The organism is Lacihabitans sp. LS3-19, from assembly GCF_024343575.1.
Classification (GTDB): Bacteria; Bacteroidota; Bacteroidia; order Cytophagales; family Spirosomataceae; genus Leadbetterella.
Genome location: NZ_RJUA01000113.1, coordinates 1 through 17,201 on the forward strand (window position 1 = coordinate 1; position 17,201 = coordinate 17,201).

General features: G+C 35.9%; 7 protein-coding genes. 3 read left to right on the top strand and 4 right to left on the bottom strand.

From position 1 onward, the window contains the following. From EGI22_RS16950 to EGI22_RS16965, 4 genes are all read right to left on the bottom strand, one after another. Positions 1-1,278: hypothetical protein (locus tag EGI22_RS16950; RefSeq protein WP_255069619.1), on the bottom strand; the 1,278-nt coding region annotated here is incomplete at its 3' end. 374 nt (positions 1,279-1,652) lie between these two features. Next, positions 1,653-2,948, bottom strand: a complete 1,296-nt coding sequence (locus EGI22_RS16955) for an AarF/ABC1/UbiB kinase family protein (RefSeq protein WP_255069620.1) — start codon at positions 2,946-2,948, stop codon at positions 1,653-1,655. Positions 2,949-2,976: 28 nt separating this feature from the next. Then, positions 2,977-3,612 carry a TetR family transcriptional regulator C-terminal domain-containing protein gene (locus EGI22_RS16960; protein WP_255069621.1) on the bottom strand — a complete coding sequence of 212 codons (636 nt, stop codon included), beginning with the start codon at positions 3,610-3,612 and terminating at the stop codon, positions 2,977-2,979. A 4-nt stretch (positions 3,613-3,616) separates the two neighbouring features. Beyond that, positions 3,617-4,594 carry an oxygenase MpaB family protein gene (locus tag EGI22_RS16965; RefSeq protein ID WP_255069622.1) on the bottom strand — a complete coding sequence of 326 codons (978 nt, stop codon included), beginning with the start codon at positions 4,592-4,594 and terminating at the stop codon, positions 3,617-3,619. Positions 4,595-4,761: 167 nt separating this feature from the next. Here EGI22_RS16965 and ligA point away from each other — a divergent pair, with 167 nt between their 5' ends. The 3 genes from ligA to EGI22_RS16980 form a co-directional block, all read left to right on the top strand. Then, positions 4,762-6,852: an NAD-dependent DNA ligase LigA gene (gene ligA, locus EGI22_RS16970; protein ID WP_255069623.1), complete on the top strand. Its 2,091-nt coding sequence runs from the start codon at positions 4,762-4,764 to the stop codon at positions 6,850-6,852. Between the two features lie 39 nt (positions 6,853-6,891). Further along, the gene (locus EGI22_RS16975) at positions 6,892-8,274 is read left to right on the top strand and encodes an MATE family efflux transporter (RefSeq protein ID WP_255069624.1); all 1,383 of its coding nucleotides are present in this window, start codon (positions 6,892-6,894) and stop codon (positions 8,272-8,274) included. Positions 8,275-8,791: 517 nt separating this feature from the next. Next, on the top strand, positions 8,792-17,201 hold an 8,410-nt coding region (locus tag EGI22_RS16980; protein WP_255069625.1), incomplete at its 3' end, for an immunoglobulin domain-containing protein.

Below are 17,201 nucleotides of genomic sequence, written 5' to 3' on the forward strand. Positions count from 1 at the left end.
GATGGTTGTTGTAGATGCATCATCCCAAAACAACTTTATGGCTGTACTACTTTGAGGGCTTATAGAACTTACAGTAAATCCTTGCTGATTTAATTCAGCATCATATAGTGGTATATTTACCCTTCCTCTTAAAACACTTATAGTGGTAATAACATTTGTATTTGGTGGTAATACATTACCTAATCCATCTTTTCCGTCCCAAGGCATTAAATTGCTTCCTGCAGGAACATTTAAAGCCTCTAAAACCCTATCCATTGAATTAGCCTGATAACCAGCTACTCCATTTAAATCTAATAAAAATCTTACATCTCCCAAAACAGAAGTATTATAAGGAATATTATAATTTGGAGCACAACCTTGAACATTTCCGGATAATGTTGGAGCTGCGGCTAATGCTGCAACCGGAAATACACCCGGGTCTGGACTAGATAAAAATGTTTTAAAGCTATTGGTTAAAGCAGGAATTGTGGTTCCTTGAGAAAAAGATTTTCTACCAACCAACCAGTTAGTTTCAGAAGGATTTACACCATATGAATTGAATGCGGGATTAAAACCTAAAGGCTGAAAGTCTGTAAACTGTACTTTAACTACAGTTTGGTCATTGGTGTAAGAATAAAATGCAGGGCTAATTTTTGTATCAAACCCTCCTGAATAAGCTGGACTATCTGTCGGTGCAGTAGCTCTAAAATTCCAGTTCTGAGAAAATACTCTACCTGGGTGGGTTACTCCACTAGCTTCACCAACTGTAAAATCCCAAAATGTACTCCAAATATTAGTAGTAGTCAAATTACTAGATGCTCCTGCAGTAGCAGAAGTATAAATCTCTATATAGTAATCTCCATTGGCAGATGGATCAAAGGTTTTAGGAGTATAGCCTGAAGGGTTAGTTCCACCAATATTTGGGCCATTGAATGCCTGTGTATAGGAAATTGTTGACGATAAAACTGCAGGAGAACCAATCACAGTACCAGTTGCATCTTTAATGCGGTAATATGTTGTATAATTATTTGCGGATTGATCCATAAAAGTATTAGCACCAAAATACAAATTTTGGACCGTATGATCCGTAATTGTAAAATAAATTCTCCTTTCTTGAGGGGCATTCCAATTGGAGCCGCTCGTTGAACTAATAACCAAAGAAGTTATTTGGGCACTAGTAGGTGAAACCTGCTTGGTTCCATCCGCAAAACTTCTAAAAGTAGACAATGTCAAAATTAGGAAAAACAGCGTTTGAAAATTTCCTTTTAATACAGGATTTTTAAGGATATTTATTTTCATTTTTTGGAATAGTTTGCTGGAAACTTCAAAGGTATTATTAGGGCACTTCTTGAAAAAATCCATTCTTTTTAGTAAAAAAAATTATCTAATGGTTACAATCTCAAAAAATGTGCCAAACACCTACCCGAAAAACCAGCTAAAAGACCCCTTCATAATAACCAAAATACAACATTCTTATTTACAGCAAATTAAGGCTTAAAATCAACCGAAAAATATTTAAAATAAATATTCAAAAAAATATCAAGATTATATAAACAATGAAGCTTTTCGCTACCGATCAATAAAAAAAACAATGCGACTTTTTTTCTGAAAAACACAAAAAAAACCTCTTTGAAAATCAAAAAGGTTTGTTTAAAACATCTATAAAAATCTACTTAAGGCATCTGAATATTCACCTTAGCTTTGAGGTCATTTAGTAAAGTATAAAGCCCGAAAAATGTTCGATTTACATATAAACCATGTTGCGAACCACGAGCAGCTTTGGCATTTTTTAACTCTTTTATTCCTGCGACATATTCAAAATATCCATATACTTCTTTTACATAATCGTCATTTCCAAAGTCAAATGTACTATTAGTAAAAGGTCTACCTAAAATCTCTATCATTTTGTAGAAAAGATCAAAAAAGAATTGCTGAAAATATTCAGAATCTTCCTCTAAAATGAATTCCAATTCTTTAAAAATCTCCATCATACGCTCTGGTTTATCCAATAAATTTGGATTTATTAGTGCGAAATAACTTTGATAAAAATCCTCAGGAATTACTTTAATACAACCAAAATCCAGTATGCCTAAACGGCCATCTTGGGTAAAAAGGAAATTACCTGGATGTGGATCTGCATGTACAGCCTTGAGTTCATGCATTTGGAAATGATAAAAATCCCAAAGTGCCTGACCTATTTGATCTCTATGTTTTTGAGAAGGATTGGTTGCTAAAAACTCTTTTAAATGCAAACCTTCAAGCCAATCCATCGTAATGATTCTTTCTGAAGAATATTCAGGGTAATATTTTGGATAAAAAGTATTTGGAATTGCTTTGCACAATTCGGTTACTTCCATTGAACGTTTAAGTTCTAAACTATAATCGGCCTCTTCTTGTAACTTTGTTTCTACCTCCACAAAGTACCTGTCTATCTCAGCATCATTAAGATTTAATAATTGCACAGCCAGTGGACGAGCCATTTTCAGGTCTGAACTTATACTTGAGGCCACACCTGGATATTGAATTTTAACAGCCAAATCCTTCCCGTCTTTTTTGGCTTTATGCACCTGACCTATACTGGCTGCGTTTGCTGCATCCATGCTAAATTCATCAAAAATATCGAAGGGGGACTTACCCAAACTGCTCTTAAAAGTCTTAACCACCAAAGGCCCAGAAAGTGGCGGTGCGGAATACTGAGACATGGCAAATTTGTCAGAATATGCCTTCGGCAATAGGCTTTTGTCCATACTCATCATTTGAGCCATTTTTAAGGCTGAACCCTTAAGATTACTCAAAGCCTCATATACATCTTCGGCATTGTCGGCGTGAAGTTGCTCTTTGGTAAGAGATGGATCTATGAGTTTTTTACCATAGTGTTTTATGTAATTTCCACCCACTTTAGCTGTTGCTTTTACAAATTGTGTGGCTCTGGCGACTTTGGAAGTAGGAATATGTTCCTGATTTTTCATATTATTTTTTCTTAAAAAAGAGTTTGGATTAACGGTTTTGAAATAAAAATTTACCCAAATCAAACAAACTATCGAAAGGCGTTCTACCCATCCAATCCATGGCAGTATTTACCGATTTTTCTATTAATGTATCTGTTTTTTCGAAAACCCTGCTTTCATCTTTTATCCAAAATTCGATAATGGCTAATACTAAGACCCAAATTAAATCTGGATATTTGGCCGTTAGAAATGGTATAGAACGAGGTTCTATTTCACGAGATTCTTGACCAGAAACCACCAAATCATTCATGAATTCCACAAAAATTTCCTTGGCATTTATAAATTCCGCATTGGATTTAAAAGCCAAAGGCTTGTCTGCTTTTTCATAGATTTTCAAGATAAAACTTCTGTTTCTTTTCAGGTTTTCAATCAAAGTAAACAAAAACGATAGCAATTTTTCCCTTACCGAATAGCCTTCATATACTCCTTCGGTTTGAATTTCCGCCAAAGTCTCCTCTACCAGATCTTTCCAAAACTCAGCATTTATTTGCACGAACGAATTGAAGTTTTCGTAGAATTCGTCCTCTTTGATCTTGATTTTTTTCGAAAATTTAAAAATCGACTCTGGCTCATGACCGTTTTCGAGTATATAGTTTATGTATTGTTCTTTTATTTTGTTTCGCATCTGTCTAAGCAAATATTTGAGAGAAAAATGAACTTGTATTATTTATTGTTTTTAGTAAAGTTTCTGAGATATTGTATTTTGATTCAATTCCCAATTTATCAGCATTTTCAGCACCCAATAAAAACCTTGACTGGGCTTCAAAAAAACCTGCAACAGCTTCGTTTTTAGATATATCCAAAAATGCACCCTGCAAGGCCGCTGTTAATTCCTTTCCGATTTCGGAAGACCTAAACTGTCGAGTAGCTATCAATTTGTCGAGTCTTTGTGCATCTTTTATTGAAAACACCAAAAGCTCGGTTTCAATTCCCATAAAATGGCCAATAAAAGCCCAATGATTGAGATACGCTTGTTCATAAGTGACATCAACACTTTTGCCCAATTTTTTAAGGCCTCTTAATACAATCAAAGAAAAAGCCAAATTGGTACCCAACATATCCTCTTGATTAATCGGAATTCCCCAATCCATATTCCAATTACCTGATTTTAAAATCATTAACCTCCAAAAAGCATGCATTAGTCTAACTTTAAGAATCACCTGAATGGCTTTACCATTTTCCCATGAACTGGCTTGCATCACTTTTAGAATATATTTTCCAGTTTCCTGCAACCGCCTGGTGGTTTGGCTTTGAATCCTGCCCGAAAAGCCCAAAACCCTTGCTCCATCTTCGCCGAGATAACAATATGGCAACGAATAACAAGCTAACACTATACCTATTGAGATTTGGTTTTTTTTGTAAAATTCAGTTGCTCTTAGGCATGATTTCAAATCGAAGAAAACTGGTAAATCTGCATGTTTTTTAAAGAAATCCTGAACAGCTTCATCTTGTTTTGAAATATCGAGAGAATCAAAATCGCTTAAAAAAGGAAGCAAAATTTTACCTAAATTGTGTTGATGTTTTTCAAACAAAAAAGCCAATAAATCATCAGCTGCTTTATCACCTTTTAGCCTAAAATTGTCCAATTCCGCACTCCCTACTTTCATCTTAAAACTTGTATTATTATCTTAACATTTTTGAATAGCTTTATGTTTTTCGAAATCAAATAATTATGCTTTTAATGTCATTTAATAATTTACATAAAAATGATTCGGGAAGAATTAAATGGAGAATTAAGTAGTTTCAGTATTTTTGTAAAAAAAACCATTGCTCTATGTCAGCCGCTGAACGTATAGAAGAGTTAACCAACCTCCTCAATTATTACAATAACAAATACTATCAAGAAGCCGTATCGGAGATTTCGGATCAAGAGTTTGACTTTTTGCTTAAAGAACTAGAAACCCTTGAAAACCAACATCCTGAACTAAAACTCCCTGACTCACCAAGTCATAGAGTAGGCGGCGGCATAACCAAAAACTTTGAAACGGTTACGCACAAATATCCCATGCTCTCCCTATCAAATACTTATAGCGAAGACGAACTCAGAGAATGGGACGAAAGAGTAAAAAAAGGCCTCAACGGTGCTACTTATGAATATATATGTGAGATAAAATTTGATGGCATTTCTCTTTCATTGACTTACGAAAATGGGATTTTGGTTAGAGGTGTAACCCGTGGCGATGGTACACAAGGCGATGATATTACGACAAATATTAAAACATTAAGGAGTTTACCCTTAAAAATAAACGCAAAAAAGACCACAAATCCACAAATTGGTTTATTTGGAAATGACGACATTGGCTTGGATTTTGAAATCCGTGGAGAGGGATTTATGCCCACCGAAGTGTTTGAAAGAATCAACGCTGAAAGAGAAGATATTGGTGAAGACAGACTTGCAAACCCAAGAAATGCGGCTGCTGGTACTTTTAAAATGCAGGATTCTGGTGTAGTGGCCAGTAGAAACTTGGACTGTTTTATTTATCAATACATGTCTGAAAACGATAATTTCAAAACCCATGAAGAGAGTTTAATTGCATTGAAAAAGGCCGGCTTTAATGTTTCGGATTCTTATCGCAAAGTCAATGATATAGAAAGTGTGATAGCTTATATAAATGAGTGGAGCGAAAAACGACATAGTCTGAGATGTGCTACGGATGGAATTGTGATAAAAATCAACAATTATGCACAAAGGGAAGACTTGGGTTTTACGGCCAAAAGCCCACGTTGGGCGATAGCTTACAAATATAAAGCTGAGTCAAAATCAACGACTTTGTTGGATGTAACTTTCCAAGTTGGTCGCACTGGAGCTGTTACGCCTGTGGCCGAACTAAAACCTGTGGAGCTATCTATGACCACTGTGCGAAGAGCTACCTTGCACAATGCAGACGAGATTCAAAGATTAGGCTTGGCAATAGGCGATGAGGTTTTAGTAGAAAAAGCAGGTGAGATTATCCCGAAAGTGACAGGTGTAGATACTTCCAAACTACGAAATGAAGAAACTAGAGCTGATAACAAAGTTCAGTTTCCTGAAAATTGCCCTGCCTGTGGTTCAAAATTATATAGAAACGAAGGCGAAGCTGCCTATTATTGCCCCAACGAAATGGGTTGCCCTCCACAGATAAAAGGCCGAATTGAGCATTTTATCCAAAGAAAAGCCATGAATATAGATAGTCTTGGTGAAGGAAAAATTGAGATTTTGATGGAGCAGGGCATTATTCAAGATGTTTCGGACCTTTATACCCTCACTTATGACAAACTAATAGGTATAGAAAAAACGCATGTGGACGAAACTACCGGAAAAGAACGAAAAGTAAGTTTCAAAGACAAAACCGTGCAGAATATTCTTGATGGAATAGAAAACTCTAAAAATCAGCCCTATAGTAAAGTTTTGTTTGCACTAGGCATTCGGTTTGTGGGTGAAACTACTGCTCAAAAATTGGCTGCTTATTTTAAAACCCAAGAGGCATTAGAGGCCGCAAGTTTTGAGGAATTGAAAACCGTACCAGACGTAGGCGAGAAAGTTGCACAGAGTCTTTTGCAGTTTTTGAAAGAAGAAAAAAATCTAAGGATAATCCAAAACCTAAAAACGGGAGGCTTAAAGTTTGAGGCGGACAATATTGTAACGGAACATGAAAGCAATGCATTAGAAGGTAAAACATTCTTATATACTGGCACTTTTGCGTCGTTTTCGAGAGAAGAATTAGAACAAAAAATAGAAAGTAACGGAGGGAAATTAGTAAGCGGAGTTTCTAAAAAACTAGATTTCCTAATCGTAGGCGATGGAGCTGGACCTTCCAAATTAAAAAAAGCAGAAGACCTCGGTGTAAAAATGATAAGTGAAGACGAATTTAAAGCTTTACTTTAGTACAAAACATAACAATTGATTGGTTAAGATACATATTAAATGAAATACATAAAACTCATACTTAAAGCCCTAAAAGGCGATGAGGAACAAGATTATACAAACATTTCTATCAACAAAGCACTGATATTACTGGCCATCCCGATGGTTATCGAAATGTCATTCGAATCGTTATTTGCTTTAGTTGATGCTTTTTTTGTGGCCAAATATGTAGGAATAAATGGAATGGCCACCGTCGGTTTGACAGAATCGGTGCTTACTATAATATATTCATTGGCTTGGGGAATAAGTACTGCAGCAACAGCCATTATTGCAAGAAAAATAGGAGAGAAAAACCCCAAAGATGCTTCGAAATCTTTGATGCAAATTATCAACATTTCGGGGGGAATTGGAATATTATTAGGTATCCTTGGCTATTTTTATTCAGAAGATATTCTAAGATTGATGGGCGGCTCGCCTGAACTTATTCAAGAAGGTTTGAGCTATACCCAAATTCAATTCCTGAGTGCACCTATTATCATGTTATTATTTTCATTAGGCGGTGCACTTCGTGGTGCGGGCAATGCCTCCCTTGCCATGAAAGTTATGGTAATTGGCAATATCATCAACATGTTTCTCGACTTCATATTCGTGCCCGTCATGGGAATGGGCGTAGAAGGTGCGGCTATGGCTACCTTAATTGGAAGAAGTATAGGCGTAATTATCCAAATCTCTGCGTTTTTTGTTGGAAGTATAAACCTAAAACTGGACTTCAAAAAGTGGTTTGCAGATTGGAAATTGATTTTTGAAATTTTAAAAATATCGGCTGGTGGAGCTGGACAGTTTATTATCCAGTCGGCAAGTTGGGTGTTTTTGATAAGAATTCTCTCAGATTTTGGCTCAGAAGTGGTGGCAGGCTATACCATCGCTATCAGAATTATCGTGTTTACTATTTTGCCATCTTGGGGATTGGCGAATGCCGCCTCTACACTTGTTGGGCAAAACCTTGGAGCCAAGCAGCCAGAAAGAGCTGCGAAATCTGCTTGGAGGGCGGGATTTTTCAATATGGTGTTTTTAGGAATTGTAGCCATTTTCTTTTTCATATTTGCAAAACCCCTAGTTGGTGCTTTCGACAAGCATGAAGTTGTTTTGAATACTGGCGTCGAATGTCTTCAAATCTTGTGTGCGGGTTATATTTTCTTTGGTTTTGGAATGGTAATGTCACAGGCAATCAATGGCTCTGGCGATACAAAAACACCAACAGTGTTGAATATTATCGGATTTTGGATCATCCAAATTCCACTCTCCTATATTTTAGCCATACATTTTGATTGGAAACAAACAGGCGTGTTTTGGTCTATTGTAATCAGTGAATCTATTTTGGCTGTGATGGCGATTGCGTATTTCAAAACTGGTCGATGGAAAACTAACACCTTAGATTTTTGATTTTTTTTGAATAAAAAATGACACCCTAAGCTTTTCTTTATCAAAACCTTAGCCAATGCTTCTTAGGATTTTGTTTGCTATATTTTTTAGTTTTTAAAATAATAGTGTTACTTCTTGATTTTTATTTGGTCTAAAAACCAAAAATTACCGTATAATAAATAAGGTATTTTTACGCTATAAATATCATTTTTTAGATTATACATTTGTAACACAAAAAGTAAAAACTATGACAATCTTAACAAACTTATTTGATTTAGGCGATTTTGGATTTTCATTCTACAGGTTAGACTTGATTTTCATTTTGCCATTGCTATTGATTCTAGGTTTTTACGAAATTTTTACTTTGTTACGATCAAAGAAATACAATAAATATTGAAAAATTCATAGGTTATAATTCATAATGGTTAGGGTTAAATGCAAATGTGCCGACTTTTTAGTCGGCATTATTGTTTAAAAACCGCCTGATTTTTTTTAGAAGAAAAAATATTTTACTATTTTTATTCTTTAATCTTTCGCTATGAGATTCATAACTATACTTTTAACTTTTGTATTTCTATTTGTTTTTGGCACTGGCTTTTCCCAGAGCCCAAGTTTTACAAATGCCCTTAACACTACACCAAGCGTAGTTTGTTATGATGGACAATTAAGTACAACAGCTACCGTATCCAATGCCAATTTTTATCAATTCGAGAAAAAAAACTCTACAACCGATACTTGGGAAAATATAACTGGAGCAAGCGGCGACCCTAGTTCCACGTCTGGAATCATAAATTATACCTTTTATAACATTAAAGAAGCTATCACTTTCAGGTTGATGGTTTCAAATGCCAACGGTTCAATTTATAGTAACGAAATAACAATAGATCCCCAAAGACCAGTTTTTAATTTTCATCCGATTGACATTACCCAATGTAACGGACTTACGGCAGTTTTTAAGACCTCGGCCACCGGAAGTGGCACCTTAAGCTATCAATGGCAACAAAGTACAGATGGCGGGAGCAATTTCTTGAATTTGTCGAATACCACAAAATATGCTGGCGTAACTACTTCTCAACTTTCTGTAAAAAGTCTAATTAATTCTAATCACAACTATCAGTACAAATGTATAGTAACTGACCAAAATGGCTGCGAAAATTATTCTAATTCGGGTAATTTATTTGTAAACCAAGTAAGTTCGGTTAACCCAACGGCTACTAAAAAGTATTGTGAAGGAGACACCGCTAAAATATATTTGACCAACAAAGTCGGACAAGTATTGACCTACCAATGGCAATATAAATCTGGAATTCCCTATGTTGACATTTTACCCTCTTCTCACTATTCTGGAATAAATACTGATACTTTAAAAATTAACCATATTAAACCAGGAGAATCTCCTTTTAGAATTTCTGCAAATTTTACCAATATATCACAAGGAGACGATGGTCTTGAACAAACAGGTTCTTGTGTTTTAAACTCCACACCTGTTACCTATACAATTTATGCTCGCCCATCAGCACCTAACCAAATACCTGATGTGGAAAGGTGTGGAGAAGGAAAAATAAATACTTCTATTTCACAACCGGGCAATTTCTACTGGTATACTGACACCCTTTTAGCACCAAAGGTGTCTAATTCTCCAAACTTTACAAGTCCAAATATTTCAGAAAATACCAAGTTCTTTTATAGTCTAAAAGATGCCAATACTTGTGAAAGTTACAGAAAAGAATTTTCAGGAATTGTTAGAGCCATTCCTAGCCAGGAATTTAGTGCAAACTTTAGCATTTGCCCATCAGAAAATAGCTTCGATGTAGTTTTTACGAATGTTCAAAATGACCCATTACAAATTTATGTTTTGAATGGCACCAACGCTTTACCTAGTTTTGTGGAAATCTCAGAAGCTATTTACTCTTCAAATTTCAACGTTGACTTACCAAATAGCAAAAATCCAGGCACTTATAATTTCTTGATATTTACAGAAAACGCCTATTGTTATTCAGATACAACAGAAATAAGCCTTTATATTAAAAAACCAACTCAGATCACTCAAAATCCAACCGGAAGCACGTTTTGTGAAGGATCAAATATAGAATTAAATACAATTTGGGAAGCTGAAGCTCCAGTTTTGTTCCAGTGGTTAAAAGACAATTCAATTCTATCAGATTCTACAAATGAAACTTTGAAATTTAAAAATATTGCCTTAGCGAATGCTGGAGATTATAAACTTCAAATTATTGGACAATGTGGAACAGAAACTTCGACTGCTGCGACTTTAAATATTTTAGCCAAAACAGTCATAAATACCCAGCCTATTGAAACAGAAGTTTGTGAAAATGGAAACATAACATTCTCTATTGAAGCATCTGGGAGCGGAACTGTTCATTATCAATGGTACAAAAATGGTTCGACAATAGGCTCAGACCAAAATACTTTAGATTTGGAAAATGTCCAGCTAACAGATGATAATGCAGAAATAAAATGTGAGGTAAGTTCGGACTGCGGTCCAAATATTGTATCTGAAACCGTCAAAATTATTGTAAATCCATTGCCTTTCGAACCAACAATAGCCAATGAAATCGGTTTTTGTAAAAGCGATAATCCAGCAGATCTTATTGCCGAAGCCACTGATAGTAGTTTATTGAAATGGTTTGACGACTTTAAAACCTTATTGCCATCAAATCAAATAGATATCAGCAATGTTGGGAGCCAAAATTTTTATGTAAGTCAAATTGATAGCAAAGGTTGTGAAAGCTCTTTGAAACCTTTTTCTGCTGTCATTAGTGAGCCTTTTACAATAAACATTACTTCAGATATCGAAACATTATGCTCATCAGGAAATTTTAACAGAGAGGGTATTCTAACAACTATTATCTCACCAACAGGCTTTTTGCCAGATAGTTATGACCTTTTCGAATCAAATACCCTCCAACAGTCCAATACCTCCGGCGAGTTTACCATTTCGACTGGTGGCTCTTATAAAGTAATTGCTAAAAAAGCCTATTGTGAAGGTTCTGCAAAAATAATAATCGAAAATCTTTTTCCTGAACTAGCCACCATTCCAAACGTAATAGCTCAGGAAGTTTGTAAAGGTAACAATGCCATTTTAGAGGCAACAGGAAGTTTCACTGGGGGAAAATACATCTGGTGGGAAGGCGAAAACTTACCTTTTCAATTAGCTGAAGGAGCACAATTTACAGTTACAAATATCCAAACAGCACAAAACTTTTTTGTTTCTTATTCAAAGGAATCCAATGGCGTGTTTTGTGAAACAGATAGAATTGAGGGAAATATTACCCTGAAAAATCCATTGAAAATGGAAGCCATTAAAACTTCTGTAAGCTGCCTTGGTTTATCAGATGGTAATTTACAAATATCCACCTTAGTAGGTACCTCACCATTTACATACACTTTAGATGGATTAAATGAAAACCAAACAGGTATTTTCGAAAATTTAGCTGCTAAAACGTACGCAATACATGTCATTGATGCCGAAGGTTGTACAGGAGATTCAAGTTTTGTTATAGAAACTCTTCAAGGAACCACCATCAGTTCACAACCTCAAAATATTGCAAGATGTAAAGGGAATCAAGCGATTTTTAGTGTTTCAGCTAACAATTATGACCAAATAATTTGGGAAAGAAAATTGCCTGGAGAAACGGTTTTTAGTGAAATAAGTGGAGCAACAGCTCAAACTTTAACACTCACAAATATTGGGAATACTACCAATCCTCACTTAAGTGCATTCCGAGCAAAATTTACCAAGGGCACTTGCGTAGTTTTCAGCGATGAAGCTACACTTTCGGTTAATTCTATAACTGGAACAGGCAGTCCTTTGGCCACTTGCGAAGGACAGACTAAAACAATTGATATTTCTGATTACACTATATTTGGGAATGTATCCTTATACCAATGGCAATATCGAGCAGGGACTTCAGGCTCATTTGTAGATATTTCTGGGAAAGTAAACAACTCCTTAATTTTATCAAATATTCAAAAAACGGAAGAAGGATATTATAGATGCAAGCTAACTTTTGACAACGGCGGAGGAAATACATGCGTAATAAATACCTCCACATCTGGCGTAAAACTAACCGTAGATTTGCCTCAAAAGCCGATTTTAAGTGGTGAAACAAGCATTTGTAAAGGTGCTAGCACCACGATATCTGCCAGTAATTGCACGGGAATTCTTACTTGGTCAACAGGAGATACTGGACTTTCACTTTCCGTTTCTCCAGACAATACCACAACCTATACTGCAACTTGCAAGGTGGGCGAATGCATTACTCCTTCCGATGCAGGAATAACAATTACAGTTTTAGAAATCCAATCAAATGCTCCTACTATTAGCACTCCAAGGCTTAATTATTGTTTTGGGGAAAACATAATGCTCTCGGCTACAAATTGTGTTGGAGAAATATTTTGGTCTAATAGTCAAACTGGGAATGAAATTTCAGTTTTAGCCAGTGAGAATTTCAGCATTTCCGCAAAATGCAAAACTTCAGAATGCCAATCACCACAAAGTCAAACGCTTAATATCAAAGTATATCCAGTTTTGACACCTGGTTCAATTGTAGAAAATACTTCAACAAATTGTGCAGGTTATAATCCCTCAACAATTTCAAGTATTCAAAATCCGTCTGGTGGAACGATTCAATGGCAAAAAGCGGAAGATTGCTCCGCCGCAAACCCTACTTGGATAAATATAGTGGGAGAAAATACTGCAACTTTCAACCCTCCTTCTCTTTTGGTATCGACTTGTTACAGAAGGATGGCTTTTGATTCTTGCAATACTGTATATTCAAATATTACGACTTTCAACATCAATCCAGATCCAAGTATAAACATCGTGGCTGACTCAGATTCGGTTTGTTTTGGAAAAACGCTTAATATCACAAAAACAGTAATTGGAGGTGAGGGAATTTGTAATATTCAATGGCAAATCAATAAAGTTAGTTCTTCTCAAAGTTCTACAGCTTGGAAAAATACTTCTGTTTCAGACGCTTTAGCCTTTAGTTTTGATAATCCAGGAAACGATAGCACTTTCTATTTTAGAGCAAGAGTGGATTGCATTAATAGTTCTTGCAATATCGCTACTTCCAATGTGCTTTCAATTGTTTTTCATCCTGATTTAAGTATTTCGGTGCCTTTTACAGATTCAACAATTTGTGCAGGTGCGAATGTAAGTATTTCAAGTTCAGGTTGTAAAAGCCAAATCCTATGGTCTACTGGAGAAACTTCTGCCCAAATAAATGTCGCTCCCATTGAAAATACCACTTACACAGTCACTTGTAAAAACTCATGTGATGCGGTATCTGAAAGTGTGAATATTACGGTGGTTTCTGGAATTGAAGCTCCAAATATTGCTACTTCACAACTAAATTATTGTTTTGGAGAAATCATTACTTTAAATGCCTCAAACTGCTCGGGTGATATAATTTGGAACAATGGAATGAAAGGTGCGAGTATTGAAATTACTGCAAATGAAAGCTTTAGCATTTCGGCTTCTTGTTTCGATCAAAAATGCCAATCTCCACAAAGTCAAACGCTTAATATCAAAGTTTATCCAGTTTTGACGCCCGGTTCTATTGTTTCAAATACTTCTACAAATTGTGCGGGTTTCAATCCATTGACCATCGCAAGCATTCAAAATCCATCAGGTGGAACTATTCAATGGCAAAAAGCGGAAGATTGTTCAGCGGCAAAGCCTGCTTGGGTGAATATTTCTGGAGAAAATGGAAATACTTTCAACCCTCCTGCCCTATTGGTTTCGACTTGTTTCAGAAGGATGGCCTTTGATTCTTGCAATACTGTTTATTCCAATATTACTACTTTCAACATCAATCCTGACCCAAGTATAAACATTGTGGCTGATACGGATTCTGTTTGTTTTGGAAATAATCTAAATCTCACAAAAACCTTAATTGGTGGTGAAGGAACTTGTGATATTCAATGGCAAATAAATAAAACTAGTTCCTCTCAAAGTTCTACAGCTTGGAAAAATATTTCTGTTTCAGAAGCTTTAGCTTTTAGTTTCGATAATTTAGGGAATGATAGCACTTTCTATTTTAGAGCAAGAGTGGATTGTATCAATAGTTCATGCAATATCGCAACTTCCAATGTTGTTTCGGCTGTTTTTCATCCTCAATTAAGTATTTCAGTGCCTTTTTCAGATTCTACAATTTGTACTGGTGCGAATGTAAACATTTCAAGTTCAGGCTGTAAAGGAGAAATTCTTTGGTCCAATGGTCAAACTTCTCCCCAAATAAATGTTGCCCCTACTGAAAATACATCCTATACTGTCACTTGTAAAAACTCATGTGATGCGGTATCTGAAAGTGTAAATATTACGGTGGTTCCCGGAATTGAGGCTCCAAACATTGCTACTTCAAAACTAAATTATTGCTTTGGAGAAATCATTACTTTAAATGCCTCAAACTGCTCGGGTGATATAATTTGGAACAATGGAATGAAAGGTGCAAATATTGAAATTTCGGCTAATACAAATTTTAGTATTTCCGCAAAATGCCAAACCTCAGAATGCCAATCACCACAAAGTCAAACGATTAACATCAAAGTTTATCCAGTTTTAACGCCAGGTTCTATTGTTTCTAATACTTCAACAAATTGTGCTGGCTTTAATCCATTAACCATAGCAAGCATTCAAAATCCTTCTGGAGGAACCATTCAATGGCAAAAAGCGGAAGATTGCTCAGCGGCAAACCCTACTTGGGTAAATATAATGGGAGAAAATACTGCTACTTTTAACCCTCCTGCCCTATTGGTTAGCACTTGTTACAGAAGAATGGCCTTTGATTCTTGCAATACTGTTTATTCAAATATTACAACTTTCAACATCAACCCTGACCCAAGCATCAGCATTTTTTCAGATACAGATTCGGTTTGTTTTGGAAAAACGCTTAATATCTCAAAAACCGTAATTGGTGGTGAAGGAATTTGTGATATTCAATGGCAAATCAATAAAGTCAGTTCTTCTCAAAGTTCTACTACTTGGAAAAATATATCAATTTCAGACGCTTTAGCATATAGTTTTGATAACCTTGGAAATGATAGCACTTTCTACTTTAGAGCAAGAGTGGATTGCATAAATAGTTCATGCAACATTGCCACTTCCAATGTAGTTTCGGCTGTTTTTCATCCACAATTGAGTATATCGGTTCCTTTTACAGATTCTACAATTTGTGCTGGTGCAAATGTAAGTATTTCAAGTTCAGGCTGTAAAGGCGAAATTCTCTGGTCTACTGGTCAAACTTCTGCTCAAATAAATGTTGCACCTGTTGAAAATACTACTTATACGGTCACTTGCAAAAACTCTTGTGATGCTGTTACTGAAAGTGTGAATATTACTGTGGTTCCTAGAATTGAAGCTCCAAACATTGCTACTTCACAATTGAATTATTGCTTTGGAGAAACTATAAAAATAACTGCAACAAACTGTGTTGGTGATGTAATTTGGAGCAATGGAATGCAAGGTGCGAGTATTGAATTTACAGCAAATGATAACTTCAGCATTTCTGCTTATTGCTTCTCACAAAAATGCCAATCTCCACAAAGTCAAACGCTTAATTTCAAAGTCTATCCACTTTTAACTCCAGGTTCTATAGCCGAAAATACTTCAACGAATTGTGCAGGTTTCAATCCATTGACCATAGCAAGCATTCAAAATCCTTCTGGAGGAACCATTCAATGGCAAAAAGCGGAAGATTGCTCGGCAGAAAACCCTACTTGGGTAAATATTGCGGGAGAAAACTCAGTAACTTTTAACCCTCCAGCCCTTTTGGTGAGCACTTGTTTCAGAAGGATGGCCTTTGATTCTTGCAATACAGTTTATTCAAATATTACGACTTTCACTATTAATCCTGACCCAAGTATAAGTATTGTAGCTAACTCAGATTCAGTTTGTTTTGGAAATACCCTCAATCTCACAAAAACTGTAATTGGCGGTGCAGGAACATGTGATATTCAATGGCAAATAAATAAAACAAGCTCTTCTCAAAGTTCTACAGCTTGGAAAAATATTTCTGTTTCAGATGCTTTAACTTTTAGTTTTGATAACCCTGGAAACGATAGCACTTTCCACTTTAGAGCAAGAGTAGACTGTGTCAATAGTTCTTGCAACATCGCCACATCCAATGTTGTTTCGGCTGTTTTTCATCCGCAATTGAGTATTTCGGTTCCTTTTACAGATTCTACAATTTGTACAGGTGCTTCATTAAGTATTTCAAGTTCAGGTTGTAAAGGCCAAATCCTTTGGTCTTCTGGAGAAACTTCTGCCCAAATAAATGTCGCTCCCATTGAAAATACCACTTACACTGTCACTTGCAAAAACTCTTGTGATGCTATTTCTAAAAGTGTGAATATTACGGTGGTTCCTGGAATTGATGCTCCAAATATTTCTACTTCAAAACTAAATTATTGCTTTGGAGAAACTATAACAATAGCCGCCACAAACTGTGTTGGTAATGTAATTTGGAGCAATGGAATGATAGGTGCAAATATTGAAATTTCGGCTAGTACAAATTTCAGCATTTCCGCAAAATGCCAAACAACAGAATGCCAATCACCACAAAGTCAGACGCTTAATATCAAAGTCTATCCAGTTTTGACACCTGGTTCAATTGCTGAAAATACTTCAACAAACTGTGCAGGTTTCAATCCTTTGACCATCGCAAGCATTCAAAATCCGTCAGGTGGAATGATTCAATGGCAAAAAGCGGAAGATTGCTCCGCGGCAAACCCTACATGGGTAAATATTTCTGGAGAAAATACTGCAACTTTCAATCCTCCTGCCCTATTGGTATCGACTTGTTACAGAAGGATGGCTTTTGATTCTTGCAATTCTGTATATTCAAATATTACGACTTTCAACATCAATCCAGATCCAAGTATTACCATTATGGCTGATACAGATTCGGTTTGTTTTGGAAATA